This window comes from Francisella sp. AG1, assembly GCF_057683165.1.
In genome coordinates this window covers 1,489,944-1,503,120 of the sequence record NZ_CM173135.1, presented here as the reverse complement: position 1 = coordinate 1,503,120, position 13,177 = coordinate 1,489,944, and the positions used below count along the sequence as shown (strand labels likewise).

The window sequence follows — 13,177 nt, the reverse complement described above, 5'->3', positions numbered from 1 at the left end:
AATCTTTGGAATTAAATTATATCTAATAAAATATACTAGGTTTTGAAATAGCTATGGCACTAGAAAATTTACTACATCCTACTAATATAAAAATTGATGACTATGCTAAAAATGCTACGAAGTTTTCTTTTGAGGCGTTAGAAAGAGGTGTTGGCTATACTCTCGGATTTGCATTGAAGCAGACTATGCTTTATTCTGTGAATGGATCATGTGTTACTAGTATAAAAATTAATGATGGTAAGATATCTTCTCTAGAAGATGCTATCCCATGTGAAGAAACTGTTGCTGATATTATCTTGAATGTTAAAGCTCTTCCGGTATCTCTGGCAGATGGTATTGATTCAGGAACTATTACTTTTGAAATCTCAGGAGAAGAGGAAGAGATTTTTTCTGAAGAAGCTAAGCTTACTGAAGGTTTAGAAATAACTGAGGAAACTTTTATTTGTAGCTATAATGGCGGCAAAAAACTTAAAATAGAAGCTAAAGTTGAAAAAGGTGTTGGTTATAGATATACAGATGAGAATTTCAAAGATGGAGAATTTTTGCTAGATGCTACTTTTTCACCTGTGATTTTTTGTGAATTTGAAATAAAAGATGCTCGTGTAGGCAGACGTACAGACCTTGATAAACTTGAGCTTAATATTAAAACTAACGGAAACTTAACGTGTGAAGAAGCGTTAAGAGTCGCTGCAACAAAAATTCAGAATCAGCTTAAAAATATTGTTGATGTAGAAGAGATAAACAAAGGGATTTTTGTAGAAGATCCTACTAAAGATATTGATCCTGTTTTGTTGAAACATGTAGAAGAACTTAATTTAACAGCAAGATCATCAAATTGTTTAAAAGCAGTAAATATTAGATTTATCGGTGAATTAGTTCAAAAAACTGAAAATGAGCTTTTAAAAGCACCAAATTTTGGTAAAAAATCATTAACAGAAATTAAAGATAAATTATCTGAGCTTGGATTATCATTAGGAACTATGATTGATAATTGGCCAGAAGATCTTTAAACACTCTTTGCCGGAGTGGTGAAATTGGTAGACGCGCCGGATTCAAAATCCGGTTTTGGAAACAAAGTGCCGGTTCGAGTCCGGCCTCCGGCACCATTTAACTTTTTTCAAGTATTCCCATACACCCATAAACCCTTTTTAAATCAATACTTTTATATACTTTTCTTATCCCAGCTAGTGCTATTAAAAACCATTGCAACCCTTGTTAAAGTGTATCCTGAACTATAAAAATGCTAAATTTGAAAATATGAGGATACACTTAAATGGCTGAAAAGCTTACAGTTACTAAGATACAGGGCTTAAAATCTACAGGAAAAGACCACCGCATAGCAGATGGTAATGGTTTATACATTAAATCTTAAAATAGATAAAAATGATAATAAATATTTTTTCTAGCTATATGCTTTGAATGGCAAAAGAACTACTATAGGTATTGGCATTATCCTACTACAAGTTTAAAGCAAGCCAGAGATAAAGTTTTTGAGTATAACCAGATGTTGGCTTGTGGTAAAGATCTTAAATTAGAAAAAGAAAAAGCTAAACATAAAGATGATGGTATATTTACTAATGTTGCTACAGAGGCTTTAGATATAGTTAATCCGATAGTTATTTGACAATAATGTTATAATATTTAGAAAAAATGTCATCATATAGCCAAGATTTCAGAGATATCGTAATAACTAAATATAAAGAAGGCCTAACAGACAAAGAGCTAAGTAATTTTTTTAATATAGATATCCGTACTACTAGATCTTGGATAAACTTATACGAGACAACTGGTGATTATAAATCTAAGCAAGGCTTGGGTTGCGGTAGAGTAGCAACCTTTACAGATAAGGAAGCGATAGAAAGCTACTTAAGAACATATCCAGATGCAATGGCTTTAGATATTAGAGAAGCATTAGCTCCTGAAATACCTAGAAGCACATTTTATGATTGTCTTACCAGACTTGGTTTTAGTTTTAAAAAAAGACACCTAAATATAAGCAAAGAAAAGAACAAGATAGGCAAAGTTTTATAGAGGTTGTTGAGACTATTGAACCTAACAAACTTGTATATTTAGATGAAATGGGTATGGATAATAAACAGTCTGTACTAAGAGGATGGTCTCTTGTTGGTAAACCTAGCTATGGTGAAGTTATTGCTTATCAAACTCAGAGAAAAAGTATAGTTGCTGGTTATAACTATTTAGAAAAGAAGATTATAGCACCGCTAGAGTATACTGGATATACAGATACTCAAATTTTTAATCAGTGGTTTGAAGAGCATTTATATCCTGAGTTAATTCCAAAGACTACTGTTGTTATGGATAATGCTAGTTTTCATAAGTCTCCTAAATTGGCTAAAATAGCAGAGAAGTTTGATATACAGATACTATACCTTCCTGCTTATTCTCCTGATTTAAATCCTATAGAAAAAATTTGGGCCAATTTTAAAAGAATTTTAAGAAAAGTAAATAATTCTTTTGATAATTTATCTGATGCTATTACTCACGTCTTTAGCACAATATTATCAGATTAACTATAAATGGCTAAATCATATAACAAACCAAATCCAAGATGAGATAAACAGGGTAACAACGAGCCTAGCAAATAGAATCAAAACCCTAGAAGAGCGATATAGCGAGCCACTAAAAACTATCGAAGCTGATGTAACTAAACTAAGTAACAGCGTAGAAGAACATCTAAAAACTATGGGGTTATCATGGTAAAAGCTGGTTATAAACAAACTGATATAGGTATGATCCCTGAAGATTGGAAAGTCGAACAATTTAAAGATATATCTTTGATAAATCAAGGTCTTCAAATTCCAATTAGTCAAAGATTAAAGTTTCCAACAATAGATTCAAAATTTTATATAACGATACAAGCTTTAAATAATGGTAAAGATGCAGAGTATATCGAAAACTATACTAATAATGTTGTTTGTGATTTAAATGATATTCTTATGACGAGAACTGGTAATACAGGTGTTGTAGTTACAAATATTGAAGGAGTTTTTCATAATAATTTTTTCAAGATAAACTTCAATAGGAAGATACTTGATAAAAAGTTTTTAGTCTATTTTTTATCATCGAAACAAACTCAAAGACTAATACTTGAAAAAGCTGGAACGAGTACTATTCCAGATTTAAATCATAATGATTTTTATTCTATATATTTGCCAATCCCACCAAAACAAGAACAACAAGCCATAGCAAAAGCTCTAAGCGACACAGATGAACTTATAATCTCATTTGAAAAACTAATAGCAAAAAAACAAGCCATCAAACAAGGCACTATGCAACAGCTTCTCACAGGTAAAAAGCGATTAAGTAGTTTTTGTGGCGAGTGGGAAGAGAAAAAGTTAGGGGATGTTTCAAGCATCTCAAGAGGAGCATCTCCTAGACCCATTGAAGATCCTAAATGGTTTGACAATAATTCAGAAATTGGTTGGGTTAGAATTTCAGATATTTCAAAAACTACAAAGTTTTTAAATCAAACGGTCCAAAAGTTATCACTAGATGGAGTGTCTCAAAGTAGGTTTGTAAAAAAAGGCAGTTTGATAATGAGTATATGTGCAACGCTTGGAAAACCTATTTTGACAAATTTAGATAGCTGTATACATGATGGGTTTGTAGTTTTTAATAATCTTCAAATAGATATAGAGTTTTTATATTATTTTTTATTTTTTATAGAAAATGGTTGGTCTAAAAGTGGGCAAACTGGTTCACAGATGAACCTAAATACAGAATTGATTAATTCGACGACTATTTTATTACCACCAACAACACAAGAACAGCAAGCAATAGCCAAAATCCTATCAGATATGGACAACGAAATAGAATCTTTAAAAGCAAAACTTTCAAAAACAAAAGCTATCAAAGATGGCATGATGAGTGAACTGCTCACTGGAAAAACTAGATTAGAGGTAAAAGATGAGTAATGTAGGTGACATAGAGAGAATCACACAAAACAGAGTCATAAAACTTTTTGATAAAAATACACAAGGCTTTAATCTAGGCTATACCTATCTCGGTAACTTTGAAAAAAGAGATGATAATACAAACATCATTGAACCAATTTTAAAAAAATGGTTACAAAACAAAGGTGTCAGTAACACACTTATTGCTAAAACATTTCGTGAGATAGACCAAGCAATCGCTATCGGTGGCGGCAGAAAGCTCTATGAAGCTAACAAAGCTTTTTATCATCTTCTTCGCTACGGTGTAAAAGTAAAAGAAGATGTTGGAAGTCTTACAGAGACTGTTTGGCTAATTGATTGGAACGATATAGATGAAAATGAGTTTTATATAGCTGAAGAAGTAAGTGTAAAGGGTGAGCATAAAAAACGCCCAGATATAGTGCTGTATATCAACGGTATAGCTATAGCAGTATTAGAGCTAAAGCGTTCTAGTGTGAGTGTATCTGAAGGTATCCAGCAAAATATCGCTAACCAAGAAAAGGAATTTATCAGAGACTTTTTTACCACTATACAACTAGTGCTAGCTGGTAACGATACTCAAGGATTACGCTATGGTACTACAGGTACTAGTGAAAAATACTACCTAGAGTGGAAAGAGGAAAATCTAAGCTTTAACCCAAAGACAGATTCAAAAGAGAAAAAGTTTTTATCAAATACTATTTGTAATGGTGGCACTAGCCGACTTGATTGTGACATTATACGCCTTTTAAACAAACAAAGAATTTTTGAGTTACTTCATGATTTTATACTTTTTGATAGTGGTATCAAAAAAGCTTGTAGACAAAACCAATATTTCGGTGTTAAAGCAGCACAAAAGCACATTGCTAGGCGTGAGGGTGGTATTATTTGGCATACCCAAGGAAGTGGTAAATCTCTAACTATGGTATGGCTAGCTAAGTGGATAAGAGAAAATATCACAAATTCACGAGTATTAGTCATCACAGATAGAACAGAGCTTGATGAGCAAATTGAGAAAGTTTTTAACGGTGTAGAAGAACAAATCTATAGAACAAAAAACGGTAAAGATCTTATAGCAGAGCTTAACAAAGATACAGAATGGCTACTTTGCTCACTAGTGCATAAGTTTGGTAGCCATGAGAAAAAAGCAAAAGTCGGAACTGATGAGTTTATCAGAGAACTACAGAACTCTTTACCAAGAGACTTTAAAGCTAAAGGTGAGTTGTTTGTATTTGTCGATGAGTGCCATAGAACCCAGTCAGGTGATTTGCATGAAGCTATGAAAAAGATATTACCAAATGCTATGTTTATAGGTTTTACAGGGACACCACTATTAAAATCAGACAAACAAAAGAGTATAGAGGTATTTGGATCATATATTCATACCTATAAATTTGATGAAGCCATAGAAGATGGTGTAGTACTAGATTTACAATATGAACCAAGAGATATAGAGCAAAATATCGGCAATCAAAAAAAGATAGATGAATGGTTTGAGCTTAAAACCAAAAATCTAACAGATATTGGCAAAACTCAACTCAAACAAAGATGGGGAACTCTCCAAAAAGTACTCTCTTCAAAGTCAAGGCTAGAGATGATTGCTCAAGATATTATGATTGATATGGATAAAAAAGAAAGACTTGTCAATGGCAGAGGTAATGCTATGCTTGTGTGTGCATCTGTATACGAAGCTTGTAAGACTTACGAGATATTTTCAAGAACCTATTTAAAAGATAAAGTCGCGATAGTTACTAGCTATATGCCTTCAATTGTAGATATAAAAAGTGCTTATACTGGCGAGGGGCAAAACGAAGAGCTTCTAAAATACGATGTGTATAAAAAGATGCTTTCAAACTATTTTGAAGAGGATGAGAAAGATGCTATCAAAAAAGTAGAAGAGTTTGAAACTCAAGTAAAGAAAAAATTTGTCAAAGAACCAGGGCAGATGAAACTTTTAATAGTAGTTGATAAGCTTTTAACAGGATTTGATGCTCCAAGTGCTACTTATCTTTATATTGATAAAAAACTAAGAGATCATGGGCTATTTCAAGCTATTTGTAGAGTAAATAGACTTGATGGTGAAGATAAAGAGTATGGTTATATTATCGATTACCAGGATCTTTTTAATAATATGGAAGGTGCAGTTGATGACTATACAAGTGGAGCTTTCGATGGCTTTGATAGCGAAGATGTGCAAGGGCTTTTGACAAATAGACTAGAAAAATCAAAGAAAAGACTCGATGATGCTCTTGAAACTTTAAAAGCACTCTGTGAGCCTGTAGAAGAGACAAAAACTCAAATTGATTATATCCATTACTTTTGTGCAAAAAATACAAGCGACAAAGATGCACTAAAAGAAAATGAACCAAAAAGGTTAGCACTTTACAAGGCTGTTGTAGCACTTATCAGAAGTTATGCAAATATAGCTCCTGAGTATGACCAAGCAGGGTATAGCGTAGCTGAAATCACAGCTATAAAAAAAGAGGTTGAACACTACGAGAAGCTAAGACAAGAGATAAAACTTGCTAGTGGAGATTATGTCGATATGAAGCTTTTTGACCCAGCTATGAGACAGCTTATAGATATGTATATCAAAGCAGAAGATAGTGAGCGTCTAACAGATTTTGATAATATGAGTTTGGTTGATTTGATTATAAATAATGACAGTGATAACTTTGTAGAGTCGATGCCTAAATCTATGCAAAATAATGAATCTATGAGTGAAGCAATAGAGAATAATCTTAGAAAACTTATAATCGATGAAAATCCAGTCAATCCAAAATACTATGACAAAATGTCTGAACTCCTTGATGAGATCATCCAGCTAAGAAAAGAGGAAATGATAGACTACAAAGATTATCTTAAAAAGATAAAAGACCTAGCCATAAAAGTAAAAGACCCAAGTGGTAAAAAAGAACCAAACTCAACTACACCCAAGAGTATCAATACAAGTGGTAAAAAAGCACTTTTTGATAATTTAGAGCAAAATGAAGAGCTAGTGACAAGAGTCGATACTGCTATAAGATACACCAAAAAAGATAACTGGATTGGTAATCTTATGAAAGAAAGAAAAGTTAAAAGGGCTGTGGAAGCTGAACTTAGTGGCGAAGTTTACAACATAGATGAGATTATGGATATCATAAAAAGACAATATGAATATAAGTAGTCAAAATATTATCACGGTAAGCGAACTATCTATTTTCATAGAAAGAAAGGATATAAAAAACCTCCATATAGGAGTGTATCCTCCAAATGGTAAGATAAGAGTTGCTGCTCCTTTGCATATAGATAACGAAGCTGTAAGACTTGCTGTTATATCAAAACTATCTTGGATAAAAAAGCAAAAAGAAGCTTTTGAAAATCAGCCAAGACAAACAAAAAGAGAAATGGTATCTGGTGAGAGCCATTATTTCTTAGGGAAGAGATATTTGTTGAGTGTTGTACATACAGCAGGAAAACATCAAATTATAAAAAATCATTTAAAACTAGAATTATATGTAAATCGAAATACAACGGTAGAAAATCGCCAAAAAGTACTTGATGAATTTTATCGCCAGCATTTGAAAGTTAAGATAAATAAGCTTATAGATAAGTGGCAAAATATCATAGGTGTAAATATTCGCTCTTGGAAAATACAAAGGATGAAAACAAAATGGGGTAGCTGTAATATCGAGGATAAACGATTATTGTTTAACCTTGAGCTTGCAAAAAAGCCTATAGAAACTATAGAGTCTGTAGTTGTTCACGAAATGGTTCATTTATTAGAAAGGCACCACAATGAAAACTTTAAAATCCTAATGGATAGGTTTATTCCAAAATGGAGAGAGTTAAGAAGAAGACTTAATGAGGATGTTTTAAGTAATATTGATACATTAGTGAGAATTTAACAAAAATTCTATAGCTTAAAACAAGCTCAAACAAATTTATCTATTGTACTTAATTATTTGCATTTATATTGATTTGCTAGTTTGAAAATATTTTTATAAATATTTAGATATAGTAATATTAAGCAATAATAGACGTTTGTATGTCAAAAATTTTACCAATAGCCTAATAGTAGTATATCAAATAATCTAGTAACTGAAATTATTTTAGGCTGACTACCTAAAACACTATTAACCTCTAAATAAAAAGTATCAATAACTACCTTAATTATTCCAAAAGCTTGTCTATTTATCTTTATATAACTAAAATGTTTTAAATACTATTTAGATATGTTTTTTATGAAAAAAATAAGTTTTGATTTAGTGATAATAGCCATAATTATAATCATGGCTATAGTTAATCCGATAGTTATTTGACAATAATGTTATAATATTTAGAAAAAATGTCATCATATAGCCAAGATTTCAGAGATATCGTAATAACTAAATATAAAGAAGGCCTAACAGACAAAGAGCTAAGTAATTTTTTTAATATAGATATCCGTACTACTAGATCTTGGATAAACTTATACGAGACAACTGGTGATTATAAATCTAAGCAAGGCTTGGGTTGCGGTAGAGTAGCAACCTTTACAGATAAGGAAGCGATAGAAAGCTACTTAAGAACATATCCAGATGCAATGGCTTTAGATATTAGAGAAGCATTAGCTCCTGAAATACCTAGAAGCACATTTTATGATTGTCTTACCAGACTTGGTTTTAGTTTTAAAAAAAGACACCTAAATATAAGCAAAGAAAAGAACAAGATAGGCAAAGTTTTATAGAGGTTGTTGAGACTATTGAACCTAACAAACTTGTATATTTAGATGAAATGGGTATGGATAATAAACAGTCTGTACTAAGAGGATGGTCTCTTGTTGGTAAACCTAGCTATGGTGAAGTTATTGCTTATCAAACTCAGAGAAAAAGTATAGTTGCTGGTTATAACTATTTAGAAAAGAAGATTATAGCACCGCTAGAGTATACTGGATATACAGATACTCAAATTCTTAATCAGTGGTTTGAAGAGCATTTATGTCCTGAGTTAATTCCAAAGACTACTGTTGTTATGGATAATGCTAGTTTTCATAAGTCTCCTAAATTGGCTAAAATAGCAGAGAAGTTTGATATACAGATACTATACCTTCCTGCTTATTCTCCTGATTTAAATCCTATAGAAAAAATTTGGGCCAATTTTAAAAGAATTTTAAGAAAAGTAAATAATTCTTTTGATAATTTATCTGATGCTATTACTCACGTCTTTAGCACAATATTATCAGATTAACTATATATCGATAGTTTTTGATATTTATTATAGCTATTTTACATTTTGTGTTATGGCTATGCTTTATGGTTTTGTTTTGGGAATGTACCAAACTTCAACAAATGCAGTTATGTTTTCGGTGATAGATTCAGCAAAGCTTGATAGTGTTAATACAATCAAAAATGCTGGAAATTTAATATCTTCATCATTTGCATTGACTTTATTTACGTTAACTTATGATTTTTACTATTTGTATGCTACGGACCATCATTGGAGAAAGATATTTGAACAAGCATATTTCGGTGTGGTAGTTACAACTGCAGTTATCCAAATTATTATGATTTTATGGATCTCATTTAAGATGCGTAGTATTAAAGAAGGTTTGTAGGTTTTTTATAAAATTTAATTGATAAAAATAGCGATTATCGTTGGTAGTTTTGTTTGTTATAATTTTAGTATAATAAATCTTTTGTTAGAAAATATGATTATAGATTCGCATTGCCACCTTAATTATTTAAAGCTTGAAGATATAAATCTAGAGCAAGTGATCAAAAATTCAAAAAATGCTGGTGTAGATAAAATTGTATCTATTGCTGTAGCTTGGGATGAGGTTGAGGAGATTCAAAAAATTGCTGAGCAATTTGAAGATGTATATTTTTCTGTGGGAGTACATCCAAGCGAGCTTGATACTTATCAACCAAGTGTGGATGAACTAATAACTAGATCTAAACATAGTAAATGTGTTGCTATTGGTGAAACTGGGTTAGATTATTATTATAATGCTAAAGAGAGTAAAAAAGCTCAGACAAATAAGTTTATAAATCACATGCAAGCAGCAGTTGAGGTGAATAAGCCAGTTATTATCCATACACGAGCAGCTAAGCAAGATACTTTAGATATTCTAAAATCAGAAAAAGTTGATAGCTGTGGTGGTATTTTGCATTGTTTTACAGAAGATTATGATATGGCTAAGCAAGCTATTGATATGGGCATGTATATATCTTTTTCTGGAATCCTAACATTTAAAAATGCTAAAGATATTCAACAAACAGCCAAAAAACTACCATTAGAGAGGATATTAATTGAAACTGATGCCCCATATTTAACACCTATGCCTTTGCGAGGTAAACCAAATTACCCTGAGTATGTGAAGTATACAGCAGAGTTTTTAGCCCAGTTGCGAGGAGAAAGTTTAGAGAAGGTTGCTAAGCAGACATATAAAAATACATGTGATGTTTTTAGATTATGAAATTAAGACAACAAATATCATTTCAGAAAATCTGAAAATGGTGATTTATTAGTCTGGGATGTAAAAAACTACTCTATAAGACCCAAAAGATAGTCCTTATGAAATTAATCTAAAGATCAGATTTAAATTTTCCTATTATTATCTGCTATAAAAGCTGTCTAATGGATGATGTGTATAGCGTGTGTAAAGTAAGTCTGTTGAGGATTAAAGAAATTTTAGCTTTTAAGTTTACAGATTATATAAAGCTAGGTTTTATTAATATTAGTTATCAGAATTTGACTTATAATTGAGATAAATACTTAAACCAGGCTATTAAAATATACATGAAAAGTTGATTTCAGACTCGAGAGTGTTAACTAATAGAAGTATTTTGTGCTAGTATTTTTATAGGCATATAATTTTTATTGATATGAGATATGTTCAAAAAAACAGATTATTTATACTTTAATGCACTCAGGAAAGTTTTATTAACTGTTGTACTATTGTTTTTTACCTTAGGATTATCTTATTCATATATTTCCGAAGATTCAAAGCAACTAGGAAATGAGATAAATCAAATAGATAGTTTCTTAACTTTTGTAGATAAAGAAAAATCAGATAATGAAAAGTTATTAGAATATGAGAGAAAAAAGTTACTTGAGTATAAAGATTATGTTGATGAACAAATGGCTGAGCATAAAAGTAAACTCAAACATATTGATACAGTACTAGAATTTATTGATAAGAAATATAAAACTGACAAATTTTCGACTTTTGTAAATAAGCGTGTCGAGGATAATAAGGCTTTTAATGTTAAGTTAAAAGAATATACGAGGTTAAGGTCAATTATATTAAATGATCTGGTGATACTGAAAGAGGCTGAGATCAATATTCGTGATACTCTAAATCATGTGTCTAATCAGAGAATCTATATAAGGAATGAATTTAGATTTGAGCAGAGCAATGTATTATGGCAAGTAAAAAGTTGGAAGCATTTATTTAATGATATTACTTTTAATGAAACACTTATTTTTAAAGAAATAGCTTATTTTTTTGGTACACTTTTATTTTATTTTTTGCTAAAAAAACCTTTTACAAATAGAAGTTTTATAGATACCAATAGATTAAAAAATAAAGCTATTGTAGGTAGAGCAGTTTATAAATTAAATGGTTTTTGTGAACTTATTTTTAGTACTATTTTGTATCCTATAATTGCTCTTTTTATAGTTTGTATTTTGTATGTTTATGGTGTTGTTGTTGAGAGTTATATCTATACGGTATCTGTATGTTTGCAAGTAATAGTTATATATTCATTTTTGATTTATATATTAGAGTATTTAGCTGAGGTGGTTTTATCAAAAGTTACAAAATTAATGTTTATATTTAATTATTGTTTGTTTGGTTTAACAATTCATTTATTTGGATCTAATCTATATGAAATTACTTCAACTATTAAAGCAGTTTTTATGCCGTTGTCAGATTCGATAGTGTTGGGTTTTATAACAATGCTATTAATGCTAGTTCCTGCTATATGTTTATTTATAAATCTTAAGAAATATCTGGGTTATGCAAAAACTGGTACTAAAAAAATTATCCAAGTTGCTAGATATTTTACAGTTTTTTCATTGATGATAAGTATATTTATGATGACCTTAGGAGGGTATCCTAATTTAGGTATGTCATCTTCATTTGATTTATATCAATCTTTCTTCTGGGGAGTGTATATTTATATAGGATATAAACTTGTATGTTTACTTATAGGAATAATTTTAAGTAAAAAAACTAAACTTATTCTGATTAGAAATTTTGCTGAAACTATTATAGGTGGAGTGAAAAGAAGTGGAATTAAATACTGGTTAAAGAGCTTAGCTATTATAATAGCTTATATTGTGTTTTTTATTTTTTTACTTTTATCATTTAATATTCAGTCCGAAAGGATTGAAGATATGTGGGATTCTTTCTTTTATGAAGGAGTGAATATATTTGGTATAAACCTAATTCCATTATCAGATTTTCTAGAATCATTATCAATTTTGGTAGTTATATATTTTGTAGCTAAATTTATTCTTTTATTTGTTAGTAAAAGAATATTTCCATATACAAAGTTAGATATGGGGACCAAAGAAGCTATATCTTCAATAATAAAATATATATTTATTATCATTGCTGTTGTTTTATTTATAAAATCATTAGGAATAAGTAATACTGCGATCACATTTATAGCATCAGGTTTATCAGTTGGACTTGGTTTTGCGATGCAAGATTTGGTCAAAAACTTTTTTGCAGGACTTGTAATGCTAATTGAGAGACCAGTTAAAATAGGTGATTGGGTTAATATCGAGAATCAAATAGGTGTGGTAAAGAGGATTAGCATTAGGGCAACTGAAGTATTAACCTTTGACAATAATTCATTGATAGTGCCCAATCATCTTATGATCACAAATATAGTCTCTAATGAGACCTTGGACCCAACTTCTAGGCTTGTTTTACCAATAAGAGTATCTTATGATGAGGATTTTGAGAAGGTATTATCTATATGTAAAAATGCAATAGAATCAGATTGTAGAATTTTTTCATCACCAGAACCTGAGTATCTCCTAAATGACTATGGTGAATCTTCATTTATATTATCAGTAAGGGCATATTGTCCAAGATTAGTAAAAATATATATTTTAAGTGATTTGAGGATAAAGATATTACAAGAATTAAAAGCAAATAATATTGATATACCATTTTCAAAAATGGATATATATGTTAACAATCTTGATGATAAAGGTCGATTAATTGAAGAAAAGTATTAAACTGTAAGATAGCACAAAACTTTACTGTT

Annotated in this window: 10 protein-coding genes and 1 tRNA gene; all 11 read left to right on the top strand. The window is 30.6% G+C overall.

Translation table 11 applies throughout. The annotated features are described in order from the left end of the window. Positions 1–53 precede the first annotated feature (53 nt). Positions 54–1,010: a DNA-directed RNA polymerase subunit alpha gene (locus ACR0PV_RS07785; protein WP_488172543.1), complete on the top strand. Its 957-nt coding sequence runs from the start codon at positions 54–56 to the stop codon at positions 1,008–1,010. 9 nt (positions 1,011–1,019) lie between these two features. Further along, positions 1,020–1,106: transfer RNA gene (locus ACR0PV_RS07780), tRNA-Leu, on the top strand. Positions 1,107–1,650: 544 nt separating this feature from the next. After that, a protein-coding gene (locus tag ACR0PV_RS07775) for an IS630 family transposase (protein ID WP_488172542.1) occupies positions 1,651–2,531 on the top strand; the annotation gives its coding sequence in 2 pieces (ribosomal slippage) (positions 1,651–1,975 and positions 1,975–2,531; 882 coding nt in all). Continuing rightward, entirely contained in the window at positions 2,491–2,721 is a 231-nt protein-coding gene (locus tag ACR0PV_RS07770; RefSeq protein WP_488172541.1) for a hypothetical protein, read from the top strand. The genes ACR0PV_RS07775 and ACR0PV_RS07770 overlap by 41 nt, the downstream gene beginning before the upstream one ends. Next, on the top strand, positions 2,715–3,935 hold the full coding sequence (locus ACR0PV_RS07765; RefSeq protein WP_488172540.1) for a restriction endonuclease subunit S: 1,221 nt from the start codon (positions 2,715–2,717) through the stop codon (positions 3,933–3,935). The genes ACR0PV_RS07770 and ACR0PV_RS07765 overlap by 7 nt, the downstream gene beginning before the upstream one ends. Further along, positions 3,928–7,098, top strand: a complete 3,171-nt coding sequence (locus ACR0PV_RS07760; protein WP_488172539.1) for a type I restriction endonuclease subunit R — start codon at positions 3,928–3,930, stop codon at positions 7,096–7,098. The genes ACR0PV_RS07765 and ACR0PV_RS07760 overlap by 8 nt, the downstream gene beginning before the upstream one ends. After that, positions 7,085–7,819 carry a M48 family metallopeptidase gene (locus tag ACR0PV_RS07755; protein WP_488172538.1) on the top strand — a complete coding sequence of 245 codons (735 nt, stop codon included), beginning with the start codon at positions 7,085–7,087 and terminating at the stop codon, positions 7,817–7,819. Before ACR0PV_RS07760 ends, ACR0PV_RS07755 begins: the two co-directional genes overlap by 14 nt. A 440-nt stretch (positions 7,820–8,259) precedes the next feature. Continuing rightward, positions 8,260–9,140, top strand: a protein-coding gene (locus tag ACR0PV_RS07750; protein WP_488172178.1) for an IS630 family transposase whose coding sequence is annotated in 2 segments (ribosomal slippage) — positions 8,260–8,584 and positions 8,584–9,140 — 882 coding nt in all. Because the reading frame shifts where the segments join, the coding sequence is not laid out codon by codon here. Beyond that, positions 9,100–9,507, top strand: a complete 408-nt coding sequence (locus ACR0PV_RS07745) for a hypothetical protein (RefSeq protein ID WP_488172537.1) — start codon at positions 9,100–9,102, stop codon at positions 9,505–9,507. The genes ACR0PV_RS07750 and ACR0PV_RS07745 overlap by 41 nt, the downstream gene beginning before the upstream one ends. 93 nt (positions 9,508–9,600) lie before the next feature. Next, a complete protein-coding gene (locus tag ACR0PV_RS07740) occupies positions 9,601–10,368 on the top strand; it encodes a TatD family hydrolase (protein ID WP_488173985.1) in 768 nt (255 codons plus the stop codon). 416 nt (positions 10,369–10,784) lie between these two features. Then, entirely contained in the window at positions 10,785–13,148 is a 2,364-nt protein-coding gene (locus ACR0PV_RS07735) for a mechanosensitive ion channel family protein (RefSeq protein ID WP_488172536.1), read from the top strand. Positions 13,149–13,177 lie beyond the last annotated feature (29 nt).

Bases quoted from the DNA above. Each gene is read 5' to 3' on its own strand.
- ACR0PV_RS07785 (WP_488172543.1), top strand. From the start codon at position 54: ATGGCACTAGAAAATTTACTACATCCTACTAATATAAAAATTGATGAC.
- ACR0PV_RS07770 (WP_488172541.1), top strand. From the start codon at position 2,491: ATGCTATTACTCACGTCTTTAGCACAATATTATCAGATTAACTATAAA.
- ACR0PV_RS07765 (WP_488172540.1), top strand. From the start codon at position 2,715: ATGGTAAAAGCTGGTTATAAACAAACTGATATAGGTATGATCCCTGAA.
- ACR0PV_RS07760 (WP_488172539.1), top strand. From the start codon at position 3,928: ATGAGTAATGTAGGTGACATAGAGAGAATCACACAAAACAGAGTCATA.
- ACR0PV_RS07755 (WP_488172538.1), top strand. From the start codon at position 7,085: ATGAATATAAGTAGTCAAAATATTATCACGGTAAGCGAACTATCTATT.
- ACR0PV_RS07745 (WP_488172537.1), top strand. From the start codon at position 9,100: ATGCTATTACTCACGTCTTTAGCACAATATTATCAGATTAACTATATA.
- ACR0PV_RS07740 (WP_488173985.1), top strand. From the start codon at position 9,601: ATGATTATAGATTCGCATTGCCACCTTAATTATTTAAAGCTTGAAGAT.
- ACR0PV_RS07735 (WP_488172536.1), top strand. From the start codon at position 10,785: ATGTTCAAAAAAACAGATTATTTATACTTTAATGCACTCAGGAAAGTT.